Origin of the sequence: Alteromonas aquimaris (genome assembly GCF_026183695.1) — a bacterium.
GTDB classification, from domain to species: domain Bacteria; phylum Pseudomonadota; class Gammaproteobacteria; order Enterobacterales; family Alteromonadaceae; genus Alteromonas; species Alteromonas aquimaris.
Map to the genome: position 1 here is coordinate 236,035 of NZ_JAPFRD010000010.1, position 23,773 is coordinate 259,807.

The following is a 23,773-nucleotide window of genomic DNA, read 5'->3' on the forward strand; positions in this document are numbered from 1 at the left end:
TATCTGCACTTAGTGAGACTTCACAGTAATTACATACCCAAATCTGAACCCAAAACCATACCTAGTAAAGGCTACAGCGCACTCATGACGATTTTATAATGCGTATTACTGAGAACTCTCAGTAATTACACACAAAACAAAATTGGATGTATTTCATGGCACAAAGTCCGTTTCTAGAAACTATACGCAAAATAATGAGGACCAAACATTATTCTATTCAGACTGAGAAGACTTATCTTCTATGGATAAAGCGATTCATTCTTTTCAACCAAAAACGTCATCCGAATGAATCGCCACTAGTTAAGTAGACACATCATAACCATACTTTGGGGTGGAACTGAAACCTATTTTCTAATGGCTGCTTCACGTACACAAGGGACTGTCAGAATTGATTCAGCTCTTTAGTTGAAAGTGTCAGTTCAAATGATGACTAATTCAGTTTAAGTCATTATTTATATAGATAATACGGTGCGGTATTGCACCGTATTATCGACGGATAAATTTGGTGAATTTAAGGGACAAATTTCACCACGGCAGCTTTTGTTTTTCTGGCCCCCGGCTGTGCCGCTCCGCCTATAATCCAGATTTCGCTATTCCAATAAACAGCTCCAAGTCCATGTGTTGCCATAGGCATACTACTGACCACTTTCCATCTATCCCGTTTAACTTCGTACCGTAACACATCAGAGTAAAGGCCCCCGCCATTATCAAAATATTCGCCACCGAATACATAAATATACTGGGTGTCTGTTGCACAGGCTATCCCCCCACGCGCTTCTGGCATAGGCGCCAACTTCTTCCAACGTTTGGTTTTATCATTGTAAACTTCATGCACATCCACGTTGCCGCCGTTAACCGTCCTGCCCCCTATAACATGCCAATCATCGTTGATCACGACTGAACAAGCGCTATTACGTGAGGTAGGGACTGGAGCTAAGCGTTTCCAAACGCCGCTTTTTTCGTCAAAAAAGGCGTGCCAATCGGTGTCGATATGGTCACTCCATCGCCCATTATCTTCAGCTTTAAGTGTTCGGCCCGAGGCAAGATGAATATTTCCGTTCAACACTGCAGAGACCGTTTCAGATAATTTAAGCGGCAAAGGATTGCGTTTTTCCCATTTGCCTGACTGGGTACGCAATACCATGACGGTATCAGTATTGGTCCACTGCCCTTTCTCTGACTCGACAAAACCGCCGAATGCCCATATAGCGTCACTTTGTTGTACCAACATGACGTGGTGGCGTGGCTCAGGCAACGCTGGCAGGGTGGACCAGCTTTTTGATTCGTGTTCTAGCTGGTAAACGTCAGCGGAAACCGAGAGCTTTTCTCTTTCCCCTTCTGCGAGACCACCTGCAACCACAAGACGATTACCCCACAATGCAGGATATATTTCCTGGAGGGGGCTGGGCATGTTTGGTGCGCTTTCCCATCGGTAGGGCTCAGCAGATATGGATACTGCGATGTTGAAGAATAATAGAGCGACAGTCCAGTTCTTCACCATGGCAACTTATCACCATTTGAATGGCGAAACTGGCCGCTATTGTCAAGACTCAGCTCATCAATGCGGGCGGCGAGTCTTTCTGCAGCAGTTCTAGCGCTAATGTCACCATTGCCGTTGACCATCTCTGTCTGTACAAAGCCGGGATGAAAAATGCCCACAGCGATATTGTATGGGCGTAAATCATGCGCCAGAGAAACTCCCATCGCGTTTAGAGCCGCTTTAGACATTCGATAACCATAATAGCCTCCGGAACCATTGTCTTCCATAGAGCCCATTCGGCTAGTGATCAAACACACTTTACTGCTCTCATTAAGACATGCGCGTAAGGTTTGGGTAACAAGCAGAGGACCTAACGCATTAATGCGGAACTGGTAGTCGATGGTATTAGGATCCCAGTCATCTAATGACTCTCTGCCAAGTACGCCCGCATTGTTAATTAATATATCGATTTTTAACTCTTTTAATTGCGCCAGTTTGTCGCCTAATAGATCCGGCTGAGCAAGATCGACTCCAGCGATAACAGTACAGCCACTCTGCCGCAATTCATCGCTACTATTTCTGCAAACACCGAATACTGAATGACCTTGTGCTATATAATATTTGACTAAGGCCAGCCCTATGCCTCTATTTGCACCAGTAATAACTACATTCATATTTTCACACTTCCTTTTTATGCACTTGTCTGCAATCTCTGTACTAATTTGGATAAATCTTCCGGTGTATCGATACCGGTTGGAGGAGTTTCCTTAGCGATGTCCACATGAACTACGTCGTTATACCAAAGCGCACGAAGTTGCTCCAGCGATTCCATTTGCTCCAACTTCGTCGGCTGATAACTGATGTACTGCTTTATATAACCTGCTGTATAGGCATATAACCCTATGTGACGCAAATAGAGTGTCGTGTCAATTTCACGTGTATCCGCGTAGTCTGTACCGCGTACAAACGGAATGATCGCTCTGGAAAAATACAACGCTGTACGATCTTCCGCCAACACCACTTTGACACAATTTGGATTTACTACCTCTTCCGGATCATTGATTACACAGGCTAATGTGGCGATAGCGGGTTTGTTTACCGCTAAATTCTCCGCAACTTGCCTGATATTTTGGGCAGGAACAAACGGCTCATCCCCCTGCACATTGATAATAATTTCAGCATCATCAATGCTAAGTATGGATATCACCTCTGCCAGCCTCTCAGTCCCAGACGTATGTACTACAGAGGTCATGCACACTTCACAGGCCTGTTGAGCAACCTGTTTGATTCGCTCATCATCGGTGGCGACAATTACCCGCGAGGCGCCCGCCTCTTTTGCTCTGTCAACGACATGCAATATCATGGGTTTACCACCGATATCTGCCAGTGGCTTACCAGGAAAACGCGTTGAACCAAATCGCGCTGGGATAATAACGGTAAATTTCATTTCGCCGCCTTTACCTGATTGATTCTAAATCATCGAGGGACAGTTGTTTTGCCTTCTCTTCAATCAATACCGGTATGCCATCTTGTATAGAAAATTGCAGGCGGTCAAATCGACAAACCAACGCTTGGCCGTCAGTTAATAAAATAAGTTTTCCTTTGCATACGGGGCATGCAATTACATCCAAAAGTTTCTTATCAAACGCCATCTTGCGACCTTAATTGTTTAATCGGTTGGGGTAAGGCTTTTTCAAGTTGTAAGTAAAACGAATCGGGAAGCTGCGCCACAATGGGTAAGTACCAACATTGATCATGCCCGATACTTTTTACCTTAACTGCATCTTTTTCCGTCATCAATACGACTCCATTGGGTATGTCAGCTCTTTCAAAGCTATGGTGATCATTAAAGCTGACTTTTTTCTGCGCATGGAGATTATGCTGGGCCAGATAGTTAAAAAAACGTTCGGGAGCACCGATACCGGCCAGAGCGGTAAATCGCGCATAATCTTCACGGAATTTATCAATACTTATAATGTGACTGCTATCCATCACACTCACACAGTTTTGCGCAAGCAAAGACATAGGATACTGCGGCACAGAAACGGAATTAAGTATACCTGCTTGCCTCTCCCCGTGATTATTAAGAATAATGGCATCTACGGTGTTTAATCGCCACTGCCCTTCTCGCAAGGGGCCCATGGGTAACAATTTGCCGTTACCTACACCGCGATTATCCATCACCACCAGCTCGAAATCCCTTTTTAAGGCATAATGCTGAAGGCCGTCATCACATAGAATGACATCACAGTTAAACTTATCTTTTAAATATGCCGCCCCTCGCGTACGGGTCGGATCTATCACCACAGGAACGCCAGTTCTGTTTGCGATAAGTTTAGGTTCGTCGCCAACCAAATACGCAGGATCTGTTGCGTTTACGCTATGCGGAAATGAGGTCGCATTTCCCCCATAACCTCGGCTTAGCACCCCTACTCGTATATTTCGTTGCTGGAACCAATTGGCAAGCGCAATGACTACAGGTGTTTTACCATTTCCACCCACAGAGATGTTGCCAATTACAATGATAAAAGCATCAGGTTTTGAGGAAGATAAAATCCCGCTACGATAGCACCACCGGCGAAGGCTTGAAAGTAACCAGAAAAGGATGGCTAAAGGCAGTAAACCCCATACCCACCATGCTCCTTTGTACCACGCCTGCGACAGCTTGCTCACTATTTCTCACCAAATTGAAGAGCGTGTAACTGAGCGTAATGACCCTCTTTGGCTAACAATTCATCGTGCTTTCCTCGCTCGATAATTTCTCCCTGTTCAACCACCATAATTAAGTCAGCTTTTTCGATGGTGGATAAGCGATGCGCTACCACTAAACTAGTACAGTTTTGTTGTAACTTCTCGAGGGCATCCTGAATTAACCGCTCAGACTCAGTATCGAGCGCTGACGTAGCTTCATCGAGAATGAGAATCGGTGCATTTGTTAATACTGCTCTGGCAATTGCAATTCGTTGTCGCTGCCCACCAGAAAGCATCAATCCATTTTCACCCACAATCGTGTCGAGCCCCTCTGGCAGCTGAGTTAAAAATTCATCCACATGAGCAATCTGCGCAGCACGCTCAATCTCAGCCCTGCCAACCTCGCTCGTAGTCCCATAAGCAATGTTATTAGCAATGGTATCGTTAAATAAAACTACATGTTGAGAGACTAATGCGAATTGTTGACGAAGATTTTTTAAGTCAAAGTCAGTAATAGGTTTACCATCAAGAAGTATTTCACCCTGTTGAGGGTTATAAAAGCGGGTTAGTAATGATGAAATGGTAGATTTACCGCTCCCTGATCGCCCTACTAACGCCACTGTCTGGCCAGGCTGAATGGTAAAACTGACATCTTTTAAAGCTAGTGTAGTTTTTCCAGGATAGGCAAATGACACCCTGTTAAACTCAATTTCACCCTTAACTCGAGACACTTCATTTGCCCCGTTATCGATTTCATCGTGTTCATCCAGAATGGCAAAAATACTTGTACAGGCTGCCATCCCTCTTTGGAATTCATTATTTACCGTAGTAAGTTGTTTCAGAGGTTTAAGAAGCATCACCATACACAATACCACATTGGTAAAGACCCCAGCGGTAAGCCGTTCTACCATTTCGGGGGTGCTCGCGATATAAAGAACAACCGCAAGCGCAATAGAAGCAATCACCTGAATGGACGATACACTCAATATTTGGGTGACCGCCAACTTCATATTTTGCTGTCGGTTAACATTGTTTTTCTGTGCAAAGCGGGCCTGCTCGACTTTTTGCCCGCCGAACATTAACACTACTTTGTGACCTTTCACCGCTTGCTCTACAGCTGAAGTCAAATTTCCCATAGCTGTTTGTATACTTCTACTCACCACCCGAAAACGTTTACTCACATATGCCACAATTACGGCTACGACAGGCCCTATGAGCAGAAATATAAGTGACAGTTGCCATGAATAATAAAACATTACGAATAACAGACCGATGACCAGTGCGCCCTCACGAACAAGGGTAAGTAAAGCATTGCCGGCTGCATTAGCAACCTGTTCGGTGTCATATGTGACCTTACTGATAAGTGCGCCAGTAGAATGTTGATCGTGAAATGAGACCGGTAAATGAATATATTTTTCGAACAATTGCTGGCGCATGCGCATTACTACTTTCGCGCCTATCCATCTTAGGGTGTACGTTCCCATGAAATTACACAGGCCGCGGACGATAAACAGCGGCACAATTGCATAAGCCGCCAGACGTAAAAATTCGTGATCGTTTTTACCAAAAGATTCATCTATTAGCGTTTTAGTTTGACCAATAACGAATGTATCTACAGCGGAATATCCGATCATGCCGATAATGGCAACAAAAAAGGGTAATTTGTATTCGCGCAAATAGTTTAAAAATCGTTTTAACTGCGCTGCGTCAGGGTCTGCTGGCTGCATGTAAACTCACCTGTAACAATCAATGCGGCTATTGTAGCTCGTTAAGCGGCAAATCCCTAGGTTATGGTGCTAATTTGCGAGTAATTCAATACATTAGCGGTATTGAAATTGGCATCTCTTCATCTGATTGCTGTAAATACCAGCGCTTATGAAAATTATCTCTAAAATTTTTCACTCGCATTTCACGCTTATCCAACACTATCTGCAAATAACCGTGCGCAGCTGTATTCAATTGTTTCGATCCTGCTCTCTTATAGCGAGAGATCACTTCATCGGCAGGAAAACCCCACCGGTTCCTAAACCCTGTGGTATGGATCACCCACCTGGGGGATACGGAATTTACAAAAATCTGAGTAGATGACGTGGCGCTGCCGTGATGCGGCGCAATAAGTATATCGGATCTTAGATCGCGATGCTGATAGAGCATTCCATACTCAGCCGTACTTTCAATATCGCCTGGAATTAATACGGTATACTGAGTATCAGATATTTTAAGTACACAGGAAAAATTATTGCCTCTTGAGGCAGGCGCATGGGGCCATAACGCTTCAATCGACAGCCCCCTCCAGAGCCACTGCTCACCAGCAATACAGCCCGACTGGCTAGAGTAGATGGTTGGTTGGTTGCCATTTTGCTGTGCAAAATAGTGCACAAAGTCCTCCTTGCCCCCTGCATGATCATTGTCGCTGTGGCTGATAAACAGAGTTTCCACCCGTTGTATGTTAAGTGCTCGCAAGGCGGGTATAACCGTATTTCTCATCATGCTAAAACGCCCTTGAATACCAGCCCCTGTATCGAATAGAACAGCCTCTTCTCCGCGGGAAATAGCCAAGGATGTCCCCTGTCCTACATCGAAAACATGTAGTTTCCAGTTGTTGGCAGATGGCGGAATTAAAAGACTTAGCGAGGGGAAAAGACACACAATCTGCACCGTCTTTTTGTAAGGGACTGGTGGTAAAAATATTAATACCACACACAATAATAAAAATATGACGGCTGCCAAGGGTACCGATAAACTATCATTTGCTATGGCAAAAGTAGCGATATACGACATCAGTTCAAAAATCCAGGTCATCATCTGATCCGCAATACGCAACAACCCTTGCTCAGCAAAATCATTAAAATAGTCAATTACGAGGGCAAGCAAAAAAAAAGGGAGAGTGAACGAAATTAATGGGACCAATAGCAAATTGGCTACGGGAGCAACCCAACTGAATTGTCCAAACCAAAGAATGGTCAAAGGCAACATAAGCCCACAAAGACAGAACTGCATGATCAGTAACTGTTTTATTTTATCCCCCATACGGGTAGTCACTACATTAAAACGCCAGAGCAGAAACCAAATTGTCATTACTGCACCAACACTTAGATAGAATGAAGCACTGAATAGGGAGAAAGGAAAAATAACAATACAACTTGCCACCATAATCAGGGCTTTATCTAATCTACCCCAGCTGATGCGAGTAGTTTGCAGTAACAGATACAGTGAAATAAGTAACCATGCGCGTATCACCGGCAACGCTGAGGTTGCCAGCACCGCATACCCACCAGTAAAAATAATAAGCGGCCAAAGTAGACATGTGGTGAGGTTGAAGCGCGGGGAAGTTGGAAACGCACATTTTTGTATAAGTGTAAGCAGTGCAGCAAGTGATCCGTAACACCAAGCAAATATAACCCCCATGTGTAATCCTGAGATACTGAATAAATGTGCCGTACCCGTGAGCTGTAATATTTCCCAATCTTGCCTGGATATTTCATCTCGGTTACCAATAAGTAGGGCTTTTAACCACCGCCCGTTCTCAAAATAGGGTTGGCTTAAAAATTCTGATAATCTGCTGTGTAGAGAAAATGAGGGGGCGATAACTCGTATATGGTCAGGTTGTGTAATATTACCGGTGGCTACAATTGCCTGGCTTAACAACCATTGTTGTTTAAGGGCACTACCTGGATTTGCCAGCCCGTATGCAGGTTTTAATTTAGCTTTAAGGGTAACCTGTTGATGCCGTCGTAAGCGGATTCCTGGCTTATACCAATATAACAGAACATTCGGTGCGAAAAGGGTCGGTTTATTATCGATGAAGTCGACCTCCATCGTTATTTTTCCGATGGCATCTTCCGATGAAGTGCTTATTATCTTACCGCTCAATATGACATCGTGTTGATATTTGCTCACGGTGTGTTGCCAACTGGTGTACCAATGCCCTACACTCGCCATCCAGATGGTGCCTAACGCTAGACCGTGGACACACACTAAGACCATATTGACCAAACCATGATTAATTTGAAATCTTTTTAGTCCGAAAAATGGTACACAAGCATATATTGGACGTTTCAGGATAAATAAAGAAGCACTGCTGATGACAAAGAAGAGCAAACAACTAGGTAAGGATGGTAGTACCGGCCATACGGTGGCGGACAGTGCTCCTGCACAGAATCCAATCAGCCATCGTGCTATATTTTGCATCCCTTCGCTTATCTCCTGGATATGTGGTTAAGAAGTCGCTATGCCAAGAAAATTTATTCAACGATTTTTACCTGATCATCAGACCATTAAAAATCAACGTGCTTTACAGATGTTCGGCAGTATTCTTCACGAACCTAATTTATGGCATTTAAATAGAAGGTCTGCGTCGCGGGCATTTGGCATTGGCCTATTTTTTGCCTTTTGGCCTGTACCTTTTCAAATGTGGTTAGCCGCGGCTACCGCCATCCCCGTCAGGGCGAATCTACCCCTGTCCGTGGCCACGGTGTGGATAACCAATCCATTCACTATGCCGCCTATATTTTATGGTGCTTATAAAGTTGGAACTACTGTACTTGGGGCACGGGAACAAAAATTCGATATTCAGTTCAGCCTCGAATGGTTAATGCAAAGTCTTGGAACTATTGGCCCTGCGTTACTGTTAGGTAGTTTGATATGTGGGGTGTTCTTTGGAGTATTGGGCTATTTTGGGCTCAACTGGATATGGCGGTTTTCAGTACAAAAGTCATGGGATGCGCGCAAACTCAGACGGCTTGCGCGAAAAAAAAATTAATTCACTAATTGGTGTTGGCGAAGTAATTCCAGTAATTTATCTTCGTCCCACACATCCACCCCTAACGATTGCGCTTTCGTAAGTTTGGAACCAGCTTTGTCGCCTGCCACGAGTACGTGAGTATTTGTCGAGATTGATCCTGATACTTTCGCGCCAAGGGTTTGTAAATGAGCTTTGGCATCATTCCGAGCCATTGAGGTTAGTGTCCCTGTTAATACCCACGTTTGCCCTGCCAGCGGGGCATCCTCCAGTTCGACTCTTTCCACATCTGGCCAGTTGACACCTACGGCAATCAAGCGTTCGATGACATCATTATTATGCTCTTCCGCAAAGAAATTGACGATATGCTGAGCCACTACTGAACCAATATCCTGCACACTGATCAGCGCCTCCTGTGTGGCACCTCTAATTGCCTCCAGACTTCCAAAATGGGTAGCCAAATTTTGTGCGGTGGTTTCGCCCACTTCTCGAATCCCTAGGGCGTATAGAAAGCGAGGTAACGTGGTAGTTTTCGCTGCATGTAGCGAAGCTAATAAATTTGCCGCTGACTTTTCTGCCATACGTTCCAGACCCACCAGTTTTTCCATAGTTAAATGGAAAAAGTCTGCCGGGTCCTTAACCAGATCAGCTTCTACTAATTGCTCTACTAATTTATCGCCAAGACCATCGATGTCAAACGCCTTACGCGAAGCAAAGTGCTTAAGTGCTTGTTTTCGCTGGGCAGCGCAATATAAGCCCCCCGAACATCTGGCGACGGCTTCCTCAGGAAGTTTCTCAACTTTGGAACCACATACCGGACATACAGAGGGGAAGTGGATGGGTTTAGTGTGGTCTGGACGGTTTTCAACTACCACAGAGACCACCTGGGGAATCACATCACCCGCACGACGAATTACCACTTGATCGCCAATTCGTACACCCAACCTGATGATCTCATCATCGTTGTGTAACGTGGCGTTAGATACCGTTACGCCGCCTACAAATACAGGTTCCAGACGGGCAACAGGAGTAATCGCACCGGTACGGCCTACTTGAAACTCTACATCGTGCAATGTGGTAATTTCTTCTTGCGCTGGGAACTTCTGAGCAATGGCCCAGCGTGGCGCACGCGAGACAAAACCTAATGTGTGCTGCAACGTGATTTTGTCCACTTTGAATACCACACCATCAATATCGTATGGGAGCTTCTCCCTTGATTTGAGGATTTGGTGGTAATATTGCAGACAGCCCGTTGCTCCCGTTGCAGTACCTATTTCGGGACACAATGGCAGGCCCCACTCCCCTAGCAATCGTAACCGCTGTGAATGAAACTCAGGTAAAGAATAGGAATCGGGTAGAACAACCCCTAAAGAATACGCGTAGAATTGTAGTGGACGTTTTGCTGTAATGCGTGAATCCAATTGCCGCAAGCTTCCTGCCGCTGCATTTCGCGGATTAGCAAACACTTTGGCGCCATGTTTTTTTTGACTCTCGTTTAGTTTGATAAAGCCCGAACGAGGCATAAACACTTCGCCTCTCACTTCTATACGTTCTGGCCAGTCACTTCCCCTAAGCGAAAGCGGTATATTGGCTATAGTACGCACGTTTGCAGTAATATTTTCACCCACACGGCCATCGCCCCGCGTGGCTGCTCTTACTAACTTACCCTTTTCGTATAGTATGCTAACCGCAAGTCCATCGAGTTTGGGTTCGCAACTGAACGTTAATTCAGTGTCTTCTTTCAAACGATCGTGCAAACGTTTTTCGAAGGCAAGCAGTGATTCTTCGTCAAATGCATTGTCCAGCGAAAGCATTGGGACCTCATGCTGAACCTGACTGAATGAGGAGAGCGGCGCCGCGCCTACTTTTTGTGAAGGCGAGTCGTCTGTCACCAAATGTGGATGCGCTTTTTCTAACTCAAGAAGTTCGTTGAATAAACGATCATATTGCGCATCCGGCACACTCGGATCATCCAGTACATAATACTGGTAGTTATACTCATTTATCGTTTGACGCAGTTCTAAAATTCTGGATTCAGAACGTGAAGAATCATTCATTACAATACCGACTTAAAAAATTTTCAGTGAATATCCAGGTAAATGACTAGCGTTTTACCATGCGCAAGCGCTCAAATTCGCGAATACGTTCTATATACTGCTGTAATCCCTGCTTAGTCATCACACTTCTACGACCGTCCAGCACCTGAGCACCGAATTCATCCGCTATTTTTCGCGCTGCATTATGCATCATATTGAATACTTGATGTGCATCGCCCTCAATAGGAAGAATCATAAATAGCGAGACCCCTTGCGTGGTAAAGGTTTCTAGATTATCAATGTCAAATACCCCGGGCTTAAACATATTTGCCAGTGAGAATAGTACGGGCCCTTTTCCATTGGAATTAACATGGCGATGAAAAATATCCTGCTCACCAAATTTGAAGCCCAGCGTTAATAGCATAGGTAGCAACGCTGCGCCTGAGATGGGTGCATCTTCAGCAGCTTTAACATTCAATACCAATACTTCTTGCTCTGGCAATGTGGATTGCTGACTAGCATCATGCCCCGCGCTTTCTACCTCTTCAGGGTCTGCATGATCATGCGATTTCTCAGCGGAATCATCGAAATCAATACGCATCTGATCATCGCCAAACTTCGGTTCCTGACGCCCTTTTTTAGTAGAAGGTTTACTGCGTTTACGTGACATAAACCGACGAGCTTGCTCGGTAAGGCTTTCACCCTCTGCCTGTTCTTTTTCGTTAGCCTCATTCATATGTATGGGAGCAGGTTGAGAATCTAAACTAAAGTCATCGACCTCTGCTTCCTGCTCGCGCATTTTCGGAGCGGGTGTAGAGTGTAGATCAGGCGTAGAATTTTCAGTATTTTGGTTATGCGCTGCTTCTTTTTTTAATAAAAAACCGGGCGGTGCGGGAATATCATCTTTTTCACTTTCTCCTGCATGACGCGGGTTTTGCATGTGCGGTTTCGGGTTTGACACCACCGAACCATATAGTTTTATTTCAGGCTCTGCAGTGGCAGGTTTCGACGCTTTTTCGGCGGGTGGTTCCATCTCCTGCTCGCCAGATAGAGCTTTATCGCCTTCTTTTCCTTCAACAATACGTGATGAGGGATCATCTGCATTTGGTTTAACCACACGCACTTTACCCACTCCTAGCTCATCGAAGTCTTCTCCCTGTTGAGAAGCGCGAATTGATTCGCTGCGGCGCCCCATATCTTCTTCGCGCCATGCCCCTTCATCCGCATTAAGTTCGTCATCATCGTCAATGTCCCACGAGCGCGGCTCAAGACGGGATTTCTTCTCTTCTGGCTTACTTTGTTTACGAATTTTCCACATGCCATGCGCAAAAATGGCAATTATAAATAGTGTACCAGCGATTAATAAAGACAGGCGTAATTCATCTTGCATTGACTTTGATTGCCCTTTGTTATGTTTCAGCGAACGAGATGGCTTCATCCACATCTACCGCGACCATTCTCGAAACCCCGGGTTCCGCCATAGTAACACCAGTAAGGTGGCTAGCCATTTCCATCGCTATCTTATTATGGGTAATGTAAATAAATTGAACCGTTTGAGACATCTCTGAGACCAGATTACAGAACCGGCCCACATTAGCATCGTCAAGCGGTGCATCAACCTCGTCCAGTAAACAAAATGGTGCTGGATTGAGTCGAAATATAGCGAATACCAATGATAAAGCGGTTAGCGCTTTTTCTCCACCGCTTAACAGATGAATTGTACTATTTTTCTTGCCCGGCGGTCGCGCCATAATTGTGACTCCGGTTTCAAGATAATCATCATCGGTTAATGCCAGATACGCAGAGCCACCTCCGAAAACCTTTGGAAACAGCGTTTTAAGGTCATTGTTAACTTGCTCAAAGGTTTCTGCAAAACGTTGGCGCGTTTCCTTATCAATTTTTCTAATCGCGCTTCTCAAAGTATCAAGGGCATCATTAAGGTCTTCGAACTGCGTATCCAAATGATGTTTACGTTCAGACTGAACCTCAAATTCATCCACTGCTGCCAGGTTTACCGCACCCAGTCGACTTATAGCAGCTTGGGTGGATTCCAGTTCACTTTGCCAGGTTGATTCTTCCGCGTGCTCGTCCAGGGTCTCCAGCACAGCTTTAAGGTTTTGTCCTGTGTCCTGTAGTTGCTCTATCACCGCAGCAGCGCGCACGCGATAGCCTTCAACTTCTAATCTTAGACTTTCTAGCGTGGCTTGGCGCTGATTAATCTGCTCCATAATTCCGTGTTGGCCTTGCTTTGCTTCCTGAAGCAATTTATGCATTTCGTTCAAGTCGCTTTGACGTTGACTAATTAACGCTTCGAGCTCTTCACGCATAGTCAACAATTCTTGAAGCTGTGCTTGTTGCGTCGCCATTGGTGCCGAAAGGTTTTCTCTTTCATTTTCCAACGATGCGCACCGATTACGCAGATTCTCCCGCTGCATCTCGTTACGCGTAACCTGTTGAGTATAAAGTTCGTACTGACTTTTCTGCTGTTGTAACGATAATTCAATTTGATGCCGCTGGCTTATTTGTCTTTCCAGATTCTGTCTGATATCTACAATGGCAGCTTCAATCAACTCACGTTTCTCGTCATTCTTTTGATTCTGCTCTTCAAGTTCAACTTGCTTTAACGACGCTTCTTCAAGTTTTATCGACACTTCTTCCTGTTGCAATTTTTCTTCTTCCAGGCGCTCTTGTTGCCGGGTTAACTCGTCGGTTAACTTACGCCGCCGCTGTTCACTGTTTTCCCACCGCATGCGAGCGAACTTCGCATCATTTTGAAGCGCCTGTTGAGCAGTTAGCAGCTCATTCAATGCGTGCTGACGTTCCGCTAACGTCTCTTCATGAATACTGAGCTGCTGCTGTTGAGCTGCACATTGCTCTTTTTGCTCGCTAAACTTAGCCATCAGTCCCTGCGATTGCTCATTTAATTCGCGCAGTCGGTTTGTTTGCGCAAAAGAACCTTCACCTTGCACTCTATGCTGATTGATCGCCCAGGAATGCGAAAGCCATTGCCCTTGTTTAGTGATGACTGTTTGATGGGGCAATAAACTGTCAAGTTTACGATTAGCCTCTTCTAGCGTATCGACAATAAAGATATGATTGAAAAATTCGTAATGTGGGCCGGCGGTGATCCGTTCAGCTAAACTACCTTTTTCTACGTCCTGCTTAACCGCATCAAACGCCACAACGCGTTGTCCTAGTGGTAAGCTAGCGACTTCGGCGGGTATCGCATGAGATGCCATCGCCTGGCTAACCAATGGCTGTGATAATCCCTCCAACACTACTTCAAAGCATTTTTCATAGCCGGAGGCCACTTCGACCTGCTGCCAGATAGACGTCAAATTCTCATTAGTACCTTGAGCTGCAGCACGTTCGGTTTGCATTGTCTCAATAGCTGAGATGCTAGCTTTCACAGTGTTTATCTGTTCTGAGATAGTGGAAAGGACATTTTGATGTTCAGCTAAGGTAGTCTCTGCCCTTTCTTTAAGCAAAAGCAACTCCTTGACCTGCCCTCGCTGATAGGAAATCTCGCTTTCCTTTTGCGTACATTCAGCCTCAAGTTGGTTAACCTCAGTCTGCAATGTTTGTCCCTCAATCTCACGCAGCTCTTCTTCCACTTCACCTATACGCTGAGTAGTGCGAAGCTGCATGTCCATCAATGCCTGAAGTTGGCTATGGCAGGTTTGTACCTGGTTTTTTAATTGATGATATTGTGCCTCGTGATTTCTGGTATGTTGATTAAACTCTCTCAACTCAGCTTCTTTGCAGACTTTTTGCTCTTCAGCCTGTTCAATTGCCAACGTTAGCATTTCATTTTCAGGTTCCAGCTGCCGAATTAAGTCAGCGGACATATCCTTTGCCTGAGAAGCTTGCGTAATGGCATGGTCAATTTCATCAATTTGATGGGTTAAATCGCTTAATTCAGTCGAAATTTGAGATTTACGTTGCTGACTGTGCAAATTACTTTGCTCAATTCGTGTGATGGCTGTACCGGTGCTAAATCGTTTCTGCTGTAAATCATCTAACGATTGGGTAAGTTCATCTGCTTTTTGCTGATATTTAACTATACCCGCTTCATCACCCCTTTGTTGGGCTATCAACGCTTCTAACTCTGTTTCTTGTTTTTGCTTTTGCTGGTTTAACTTTTCCATTTTTTGAGAATGCTTAAGCCAGCGAATCACGCTAAGCTCGGCTTTTAATGTTCGTTCGCTTGCTTTTAATGTTTTATAGCGATTTGCCGCCGCGGCTTGTCTTTGCAGTTTCTCAATTTGCTGTGCAAGTTCCCCTCGCACATCTTCTAGACGTTCGAGGTTTTCTACGGTGTGACGAATTCTATTTTCAGTTTCTCGTCGTCTTTCTTTATAACGAGAGACGCCCGCAGCTTCTTCAATAAAAACCCGAAGATCCTGGGGTTTAGATTCTATAAGCCGCGAGATCATCCCTTGCTCGATTATGGCGTAACTTCGCGGGCCCAGTCCCGTTCCCAAAAACAAATCGGTTACGTCACGACGGCGACATTTAGTCCCATTTAAGAAATAAGTCGACGTTGCATCACGGGTCACCAACCGTTTAATGGATAATTCATTGTACTTGGCAAATTCGCCCTCGATGCGGCCACTACTGTTATCAAACACCAGTTCTACACTGCATTGGCCAACTGGTTTCCTGGCGGAAGAGCCATTAAATATTACATCCGTCATCGCATCGCCACGGAGGTTCTTCGCTGAGCTTTCTCCCAAAACCCAGCGTACCGCATCGATTACATTGGATTTTCCACAACCATTAGGGCCAACGATTGCCGTCATTTCTCCTGGGAACGGAATGGAGGTGGGATCTACAAAAGACTTAAAACCCGCTAACTTAATTTTCTTCAGCCGCATGCAGACCTCACGGCTTGAACGAGAGGCAAATGTAGTAGAGTATCGATACCTACTTTCGTACCGGTGAATATTGACCGATTAACAATCACAGTTTTTGCGCGCTGAATTTAATAATTATTATCTCGCGACTCTACCAAAACTCATAGCCTGTAACAATTGTGATTTTTTTGGGGGAGGTAAAAGCGGTACAATCTGCTGTGAGTGTTATCAGGAGAATAAAAATGCCAGCGAAAAGTGGGATCAGTTATTTTGTGATGGGATTCGGTCTTATCAAAACAAAAGGGTTGAAACGGTTTGTGTTAATCCCTTTAACGGTTAACTTGATTTTATTTGCGACCGCATTCTATTTCTTGTTTGGACAGATTGAATTAGGGATTACATGGTTAATCTCGAGTATCCCTGATTGGTTAGGGTGGATGAAGGATGTGCTGGCGTTTATTCTCTGGCCTATCGCTGTTATCAGTGTTTTACTTATCTTTGCGCTGATATTTGGAACATTAGCGAATTGGATTGCTGCACCATTTAACGGCGTTCTTGCCGAAAAAGTCGAACGTCACCTTACCGGACAACCCCTTGGAGACGAGGGTGTATTAAGTTTGATCCGGGACATACCTCGCGTACTTGGTCGCGAGCTATCGAAGCTGATGTGGTATATTCCTAGAGCGATTGGTTTTTTCCTCATCTTTTTATTTGTTCCGCTTATCGGTCAGGCAATATGGTTTTTGTTCAGTGCGTGGATGATGGCCATTCAATATTGCGATTACGCATACGATAATCACAAAATCAAATTTTCTTCTATGCGCGACCACCTTGGTCAACATAAAGGTTCGGCGCTGTCTTTCGGTTTTATGGTAAACATTTTCTCTTTAATACCAATAATCAATTTCATCGTTATGCCGGTGGCGATTTGCGGAGCCACGGCTATGTGGGTTGAGAAACTACGCCCCGATTTAGACAGGCGAATTAATCAGACGAGGCCTTAAGGCTAACATTTGAATGGATGGTGGTTTGCTTTGACCGTTCATATTTTCGCAACCAGATATCAGCTTGTGTCGCCTGCCCGTTACGATAAAACGATTGGAATAGGTTCATGTAGATGGGCCTGGAAGCAGTGGGATCTTTCAATTGTTGCTCCCACAGCTTTATATACACAGGAGGAATTTTCCCACTGTCGTGATGTTCCAAAAAGGTAATGTCGTTAGTAGGCTTGTAGGCCTTTATGTCAGCATTTGCACAGGTTTTTGCTTGCCAAATACCTGAGAACTCAGGTTGGTTTTGCCATCGGGTGAGGGTTTCAATTGGCGCATACGTTAATTCACCGTCGAAAATAAGATTGGGGGCTTCCTGGCGATTACAATAACGATTTGCCATTCCATTGGATAATGGGTATTCATCAATAAAACCAGCAAAGTGGGCGAGTTCGTGTACAAACACATCGTAGCTATCTGTCACATCTAAAAACATAACACCATTATTGACATTCGCTTTTCCTGATTGAGAAAAGATAACAGCATGGGTGAGGTCTCTGGTCTTCACAGCAAACGAGAGGGGTCGTATATCACACCCAAGGCGACCACTCTTACGCCAATTTTCGTTACAACTCAGCGTCTCCGCTTTAATCCTTACCGGCCTTTGAACACAGATGGGTAATGCCATCAATCTTTTATCACTAGTGAAATGCTGGTAAATATCGTTCGCTCGTTCGGTGGTAGCAAGAGATGTGGTAAATAGTTGAATACGTTGTAAACATTGTTTATGTGTGGGCCAATCGACCGGCCCAATGGAGTCTACCGTGCGCTGAGGATATTTTTCAATTAAATCTAACCAATGCTCTGCTTCTGGGTGACCCTCTTCGACTGCCCGGAGCAAAACCTCTAAGCCTTGCTTATGTTTCCCTTCATCAATGAGAATTCGGCCAAGATAAAACGCACTTTGGGTGAAAGCACCTTGTGTTTTCTCAAGCAGCGGACGCGCTTTTTTTACGTTACCCTTTAGGAGATACCAATCTGCTAGCGCAGCTTGAGCTGGTAAATAATTATTCGCTGATGCCTTGAGTAACCATTTTTCTCGGACGCTCGCGTTTTCGGTAGTCATCGCAAAGGCCAACTGCGCTTCTGGCACGTTACCTTTGGCAGCCATTTGAACTAGTGTTTGATCCTTATCGTCCTTAGAAAGCAAACGATGTAGCGACCAGGCCGCCCCGGGATGACCCAGTGCAACGAGCTTCTTCAGCCAGTATGTCTGCTTAGTTTTTACTGAATAGTCGATTAACGAAGTTTGTGCTTCAGCGTCGCCTGATTTCGCGGCTAACCAAAGTAGCATGCCTGCCTGAGGGGTTTGACTTGCATTAAAGAATAATTGTGCAGGCCACTGCCCAGTCGAACCTGACAGCAAAAAGCACAAAGCCAAAGCCAAAAAAAATCCGCGCATAAACTAAGACTTTATTCAGCTAAATTATCTGGGTTGCGAAGACGTACAAGTTCAAGTCTGGCGTAACGATGCTCGACGTAATCAAATACATTAGTGCTTAACGCGAGTTTAAAATAATTCGCGGCAATTCCTCGGTTACCTTGTTGGGTATGGAATTTTCCTAGGTAAAAATACGCTTCGCATAATCTGTCAGTAAGCTCTTTCTGGCTCGAAATACCATCGAGTAACGCCGCCAGAACCTGCTGTTCGGTCAGCTCACCCAGGAACAAATCTACTAGTTTTGATGCCCAGTGAAGCGGCTCTAGTTTTTCTCGCATCTTCTTTAATTTGACTTTTCCCGCTTCAGCATCAACTTCCGCGGCAGCAAAATACGTCCATAGAGCCCGAAACGGATCGCTCTCATCGATAGCCAGAAAACGATTGAGATCATCTATCGCCAGATCCGAACGACCACCATAATAGAGGGCAATACCTCGATTTAAAAAGGCAAAGTCGTAGTTAGGATTAATGTCCAATGTAGAGTCAAATGCTTCATAAGCCTGGATAAAGTCCATCTGCTGGATATAGTGGATACCAATAGAATTATAGGCTTCCGCCATATCTGGCTTCAATACCAGAGCCTGGGAATAATCGAACTGAGCTAAACCAGCCAGGCCAACACTGTCATATAACATGCCCCGTTGGTAGTACAATTCTGCTTTATCTTCATCATTAATGGCTTCACTGGCCAGGATCTGATTATAGCGCGCAATTGCCATCTGGGAACGTGGGTTAATAGGTGCGGGCTCTGCGAGTAACAAGTTCCCCATTTCTGCTTTGGAACTACTTGGCGGGTTGGTTTTTGCACAACCCCCTAAGAATAAAATGCTACATAAAAATAAAGTGAGACTTATAGAGTGGCGCATGTTAAAAAGAAATCTCGAAAACAAATGGAAAGCTGCACATTGTAAGCAGCGCAAAGTCGTCACAATCGCGTATTTGATTGTAAAAGTAAAGTATAACACGCTAATTATAAAGTAATATGGATAATCAAACCCTTAAGAACCATGCCCTTTCTGCGCAAGAAAAGGCGTATGCCCCCTACTCCAGATTTAAAGTTGGTGCTGCAATTCTAGGCAATGACGGAAATGTCTATTCTGGTTGTAATGTAGAAAATGTTGCCTACCCCCTTGGCCAATGTGCCGAAGCGACCGCCATCGGTTCGATGGTAAACAACGCCTGTACTAAAATAGACAAAATAGTCATTGTAAGTCCCAATGATATGCTTTGCTTCCCCTGCGGTGGCTGTCGGCAAAAAATCGCCGAATTCGCTGATAAAAATACCGAGATTGTTATGTTTAGCCAGCAGGGTAAAGAAAAAAGTGTTCTGTTAGATGAGTTGTTGCCCTTTGCTTTCAACATGGACTAGTTAACCGTCCGGTTCCCCGCAACGCTCGTGCTTTATATTTTCAATCGCGTTTAGATAGTGGAAGAGGAAGACCCTTTACTGCGTCCGAATCCCACTTACTGACAAAACAGAGTTGGATTTTACTAGTAAAAGTATAAAAGAGTTAAACTAAACAATGGATAAGTCTGCATCTACACGAAGAACGATTTTTCGTATTATCAATGGATTTTCTCGAAAATTAAAAAGTAATAAAAATCGAAACATCACCCCCCAAAGTAAATCAAAATCCAGAGGGTTGGTTGAAAGAATAAGTAGAAAGGAATGCGTCGGTTGGTACATCGCAAAAGATGGAAATTCCCCTGCTCCCGAAAACTTCATCTTGGCCGCGGAAGGGAAAAACTGGATAGAATCAGTCACATTATTTTACCGTAAAGATTTATCATCTATTAATGGCGAAAATAACTACGGATTCAAGATAAAGTTTACTGGTGTACTCCCGAAATCGGCTACGGCTAGTCTCTTTTATTATCGAGATAACACAATATTCCATATTCCCCCTGCTCCCGCGGTAAAAAGTCCAATTAGTAAAGTTAGCCCGAAAACACTTGCAATCAACCGCTTCACTGCGGAACTGATTAGTATCGACTGTGAAATTAAAAAACCCCGTCTGTTAAACGGGCTATTGAGTCAACTTGGAGCCACTAAATGAATTTTTAGTGGCTTTAGCTTTACTATAGCATTGTAACTCTATGTAAAAACAAGGGTTTTAATTTGCGCAACAGATATTAGATGTACGATTAGCCTTGTATTAGAATGACTTATCACCTTAATTGACCAATATATACCATTTACCGCTAGGAAACCCTTTCTTTTATTTATTTGAATATTCCTAATGTTATGTTTTTGAATTAACCTAGATTCTTAAACTCTTTATCAAGGAAGGTTATGTTAAAAAAATTTATTAATGGATTACTGTTTGGAGCAGGGTTTGCAATAGCATTTATTGCTGTTGTTTGGGGGTACTTCCACTTTATCAACATAAAGAATCAAGGTTCAGTAGAAGAGGTCGTTTTGGAAGCTCCACCTGTTACTGAGCGACCTGAAAGGTTTTATGGATCTTCTGCTGTTTTTTCAGGAAGCTTTGTTGAAGATCGTAACAAAATTCTAAGCAGTGGTGACGCGATTATCGTAGGTTCAGTTCTAGGAGAAGGCAAACCAATTCAAGGTGTTAAGTTACGTTTAGGGCTTAATGGTGCAGTAATGAGCCAATGGGCAACCACAGATATTAATGGACGTTATCATATTTCTGTGCCAGCAGGCGAATATCAAATTGACGGATACGAGCTAGACTACGACTCTGCCAATATCGTAATGTCAGGGTTAATAGACTCACCCAGAAATCATACATCAAATGACCTTGTTAGTGCTTCTAGTGACAAGGAAGGTAAAGGCTTAAATTTAAGTTATGTTCGCCCAGTGGTTAAGAGTGTCGCTACAAATACCTTGGTATTAGATCAAAATGCGGATATTTCTTGGGAAAAGTACCCCGAAGCATATTCATACGAAGTTCAGTTTTACGAAAAAACTAATCCTGATAGTTATAGAAGTAAACATATTTTTCCTGCTAGTTTAAAAACTAATGAAAATCACCTAAACATTGGGCAATACACCGATAAATTTCAGGAAGGAAGGTATTATCTATTTGACGTTATAGCGCTAGATGAAAATGGTATGGCTATTTCCGCTTCATACCGAAATTTCACTAGCTATGATTTTATTATCATTCCGAATAGCGATTGATTAGGAACAACTTATATTTTATTCCGATAGACTTTGTCTATTAGCTTTTTATCTAAGCTAAATGAAAGTAAGTCTTCTGCTGTACACGCGCTTGTTTTGCATGGGCTAAACAAGCTTACCCGCCCTTTTAGGTTACCCTTTTCTGTGCACAAAAAAAGAGAGCGTCATGCGCTCTCTTTCCTACTTAAGTCAGTCGAAATTTAGTCTTCTTTAGGTTGCTCCGGAGCAGCCGGCTTTTCCAGCAACTCCTTTATGCTTAGGCGAACACGGTTCTGGCGATCAATTTCCATTACCTTTACGTCTACCATTTGGCCTTCAGATAGATAATCCGCCACTTTGTTAACACGCTCGTGAGCGATTTGTGAAATATGTACTAGCCCTTCTTTCCCAGGTAATACTTCCACAAATGCACCAAAATCAACAATGCGAGTAACCTTACCGTGGTATGTTTTACCCACTTCGATCTCAGCTGTAACCGCTTCGATCATACTGATGGCCATCTCCGATTTTGCACGTTCGGTGGCAAAGATCTTAATGGTACCGTCATCTTCGATTTCGATATTAGTGTCTGACGCCTCGGTAATCTGACGAATCATCGCGCCGCCTTTACCAATAACATCACGAATTTTATCTTGATCAATTTTTATCGTGTATATGCGTGGCGCAAATTCACTTAACTCGTCTCGATGTCCGCCAATGGCTTCATCCATCACTTTTAATATATGTAAGCGCGCTTCTTTAGCTTGCTTCAAAGCGACTTGCATGATTTCTTTAGTGATACCTTCGATCTTGATGTCCATCTGGAGCGCGGTGATACCATCGGTGGTTCCGGCAACTTTAAAGTCCATGTCACCTAAATGGTCTTCGTCACCTAAGATATCTGATAGCACTACAAAGTTTTCGTCGCTCTTAACTAAGCCCATCGCGATACCGGCAACGGATGCCTTAATCGGTACACCAGCATCCATCAGCGCCAATGAAGTCCCACACACAGAAGCCATGGAAGAAGAGCCATTTGATTCAGTGATTTCAGACACTACGCGAACCACGTAAGGGAAATCAGCTTCATCTGGCATAACCGCTTGAATACCACGCTTAGCTAAACGCCCATGGCCTATCTCACGGCGCTTTGGAGAACCAATCATGCCGGTTTCGCCCACACAGTATGGAGGAAAGTTATAGTGAAGCATGAAACGGCTATCGCGTTTACCTTGTAGTTCGTCAATCATCTGAGCATCACGCTCTGTGCCCAACGTAGCTACTACAAGTGCCTGTGTTTCTCCGCGAGTAAATACGGCTGAACCGTGTGCTCTGGGAAGAATGCCAGTGGATACGTCCAACGCGCGGACCATCGCTGGTTCACGGCCATCTATGCGCGGTTGACCGTCTAGGATCCGTGAACGTACTACATCACTTTCCAGCTCATGGAGCATGTCTAACGCTTCTTTTTGATCCTGCTCAGAATCACGCTCGATAATTTCTGCCAAAGCTTTTTCAGTAACCGCAGTGACCGCATCTTTGCGCTGCATTTTATCTGAAATTTGATACGCTTCTGTCATACCTTTTTCAGCAAGTTCTTTTACTAAAAGCTTGAGCTGAGTATTTTCTTCTTTAGGCTGCCAATCCCACTTGTCATTGCCAACCATATCTGCAAATTCAGAAACGGCATTGATCACCGTTTGCATTTGCTCATGGCCGAACATTACCGCACCAAGCATGATATCTTCTGAAAGCACGGAAGCCTCAGATTCAACCATAAGTACTGCATTTTGGGTACCTGCAACAACAAGATCGAGTTGGCTGGTTTCTTGTTCAGTGGTACGGGTATTTAATAAATACTCACCATCCGAATAACCTACACGTGCAGCACCGATCGGGCCATTAAACGGCATACCGGAGATCGCTAAAGCAGCAGAGGTGCCTATCATCGAAATGATATCTGTAGGAATGTCAGGGTTCGCAGAAACGACCGTTACCACTACCTGAACTTCATTTTTAAAACCATCTGGAAATAATGGACGGATTGGGCGGTCAATAAGACGTGCGGTGAGTGTTTCACCTTCAGAAGGGCGACCTTCTCGCTTAAAAAATCCACCTGGAATTTTTCCCGCTGCGTAGGTTTTTTCCTGATAGTTTACAGTTAACGGAAAGAAGTCCTGATCTGCTTTGGCTTCTTTTTTGCCTACAACTGTCACTAAAACAGCCGTATCATCCATGCTTGCCATAACGGCAGCGGTTGCTTGACGGGCAATAACCCCCGTTTCAAGCGTTACAGTATGCTGACCATACTGAAATGATTTAGTAATAGGAGTCACTATTTGTCCTTTCTAT

General features: G+C 44.2%; 19 protein-coding genes. 6 read left to right on the top strand and 13 right to left on the bottom strand.

Annotated elements, in window-relative coordinates; genetic code table 11:
- Positions 1-155: 155 nt before the first annotated feature.
- Positions 156-308 carry a phage integrase N-terminal SAM-like domain-containing protein gene (locus tag OPS25_RS08715; protein WP_407080224.1) on the top strand — a complete coding sequence of 51 codons (153 nt, stop codon included), beginning with the start codon at positions 156-158 and terminating at the stop codon, positions 306-308.
- Between the two features lie 203 nt (positions 309-511).
- On the opposite strand, the gene OPS25_RS08720 is transcribed toward OPS25_RS08715, so the two are convergent.
- From OPS25_RS08720 to OPS25_RS08750, 7 genes are all read right to left on the bottom strand, one after another.
- Positions 512-1,501 (bottom strand): Kelch repeat-containing protein, encoded by a 990-nt coding sequence (locus OPS25_RS08720; RefSeq protein WP_265617305.1) that lies wholly within the window; start codon positions 1,499-1,501, stop codon positions 512-514.
- On the bottom strand, positions 1,495-2,154 hold the full coding sequence (locus OPS25_RS08725) for an SDR family oxidoreductase (RefSeq protein ID WP_265617306.1): 660 nt from the start codon (positions 2,152-2,154) through the stop codon (positions 1,495-1,497). The genes OPS25_RS08720 and OPS25_RS08725 overlap by 7 nt, the downstream gene beginning before the upstream one ends.
- A 17-nt stretch (positions 2,155-2,171) precedes the next feature.
- On the bottom strand, positions 2,172-2,927 hold the full coding sequence (kdsB, locus tag OPS25_RS08730; RefSeq protein WP_265617307.1) for a 3-deoxy-manno-octulosonate cytidylyltransferase: 756 nt from the start codon (positions 2,925-2,927) through the stop codon (positions 2,172-2,174).
- Between the two features lie 10 nt (positions 2,928-2,937).
- Positions 2,938-3,132, bottom strand: coding sequence for a Trm112 family protein (locus OPS25_RS08735; protein ID WP_265617308.1), 195 nt, complete (start codon positions 3,130-3,132; stop codon positions 2,938-2,940).
- Positions 3,122-4,153 carry a tetraacyldisaccharide 4'-kinase gene (gene lpxK / locus OPS25_RS08740; RefSeq protein WP_265617310.1) on the bottom strand — a complete coding sequence of 344 codons (1,032 nt, stop codon included), beginning with the start codon at positions 4,151-4,153 and terminating at the stop codon, positions 3,122-3,124. Before lpxK ends, OPS25_RS08735 begins: the two co-directional genes overlap by 11 nt.
- Positions 4,153-5,898, bottom strand: coding sequence for a lipid A export permease/ATP-binding protein MsbA (msbA, locus tag OPS25_RS08745; RefSeq protein WP_265617312.1), 1,746 nt, complete (start codon positions 5,896-5,898; stop codon positions 4,153-4,155). Before msbA ends, lpxK begins: the two co-directional genes overlap by 1 nt.
- 85 nt (positions 5,899-5,983) lie before the next feature.
- Positions 5,984-8,362, bottom strand: a complete 2,379-nt coding sequence (locus OPS25_RS08750) for a DNA internalization-related competence protein ComEC/Rec2 (protein WP_265617313.1) — start codon at positions 8,360-8,362, stop codon at positions 5,984-5,986.
- Between the two features lie 40 nt (positions 8,363-8,402).
- On the opposite strand from OPS25_RS08750, the gene OPS25_RS08755 reads away from it, so the two are divergent.
- Positions 8,403-8,933: a DUF2062 domain-containing protein gene (locus OPS25_RS08755; protein ID WP_265617314.1), complete on the top strand. Its 531-nt coding sequence runs from the start codon at positions 8,403-8,405 to the stop codon at positions 8,931-8,933.
- On the opposite strand, the gene ligA is transcribed toward OPS25_RS08755, so the two are convergent.
- From ligA to smc, 3 genes are read right to left on the bottom strand one after another with little or no spacing between them, the layout of a single operon-like run.
- The gene (ligA, locus tag OPS25_RS08760; RefSeq protein ID WP_265617316.1) at positions 8,930-10,969 is read right to left on the bottom strand and encodes an NAD-dependent DNA ligase LigA; all 2,040 of its coding nucleotides are present in this window, start codon (positions 10,967-10,969) and stop codon (positions 8,930-8,932) included. The genes OPS25_RS08755 and ligA overlap by 4 nt on opposite strands.
- Before the next feature lie 46 nt (positions 10,970-11,015).
- Positions 11,016-12,386, bottom strand: a complete 1,371-nt coding sequence (gene zipA, locus OPS25_RS08765) for a cell division protein ZipA (protein WP_407080225.1) — start codon at positions 12,384-12,386, stop codon at positions 11,016-11,018.
- The gene (smc, locus tag OPS25_RS08770; protein WP_265617318.1) at positions 12,358-15,825 is read right to left on the bottom strand and encodes a chromosome segregation protein SMC; all 3,468 of its coding nucleotides are present in this window, start codon (positions 15,823-15,825) and stop codon (positions 12,358-12,360) included. The genes zipA and smc overlap by 29 nt, the downstream gene beginning before the upstream one ends.
- A gap of 221 nt (positions 15,826-16,046) precedes the next feature.
- Between smc and cysZ the strand changes: the two genes are divergently transcribed.
- Complete coding sequence (cysZ, locus tag OPS25_RS08775) at positions 16,047-16,808, top strand: sulfate transporter CysZ (protein WP_265617320.1); 762 nt, start codon at positions 16,047-16,049, stop codon at positions 16,806-16,808.
- On the opposite strand, the gene OPS25_RS08780 is transcribed toward cysZ, so the two are convergent.
- Positions 16,789-18,255, bottom strand: coding sequence for an SEL1-like repeat protein (locus OPS25_RS08780; protein WP_265617321.1), 1,467 nt, complete (start codon positions 18,253-18,255; stop codon positions 16,789-16,791). The two genes, cysZ and OPS25_RS08780, sit on opposite strands and share 20 nt — an antisense overlap.
- Before the next feature lie 11 nt (positions 18,256-18,266).
- Positions 18,267-19,160 (bottom strand): lipoprotein NlpI, encoded by an 894-nt coding sequence (nlpI, locus tag OPS25_RS08785; RefSeq protein ID WP_265617323.1) that lies wholly within the window; start codon positions 19,158-19,160, stop codon positions 18,267-18,269.
- Positions 19,161-19,276: 116 nt separating this feature from the next.
- Here nlpI and cdd point away from each other — a divergent pair, with 116 nt between their 5' ends.
- From cdd to OPS25_RS08800, 3 genes are all read left to right on the top strand, one after another.
- The gene (gene cdd, locus OPS25_RS08790) at positions 19,277-19,663 is read left to right on the top strand and encodes a cytidine deaminase (protein WP_265617324.1); all 387 of its coding nucleotides are present in this window, start codon (positions 19,277-19,279) and stop codon (positions 19,661-19,663) included.
- 154 nt (positions 19,664-19,817) lie between these two features.
- Complete coding sequence (locus OPS25_RS08795; protein ID WP_265617326.1) at positions 19,818-20,351, top strand: hypothetical protein; 534 nt, start codon at positions 19,818-19,820, stop codon at positions 20,349-20,351.
- A 236-nt stretch (positions 20,352-20,587) separates the two neighbouring features.
- On the top strand, positions 20,588-21,442 hold the full coding sequence (locus OPS25_RS08800; protein ID WP_265617328.1) for a carboxypeptidase-like regulatory domain-containing protein: 855 nt from the start codon (positions 20,588-20,590) through the stop codon (positions 21,440-21,442).
- A gap of 200 nt (positions 21,443-21,642) precedes the next feature.
- On the opposite strand, the gene pnp is transcribed toward OPS25_RS08800, so the two are convergent.
- Positions 21,643-23,757: a polyribonucleotide nucleotidyltransferase gene (pnp, locus tag OPS25_RS08805; RefSeq protein WP_265617329.1), complete on the bottom strand. Its 2,115-nt coding sequence runs from the start codon at positions 23,755-23,757 to the stop codon at positions 21,643-21,645.
- Positions 23,758-23,773: the final 16 nt, after the last annotated feature.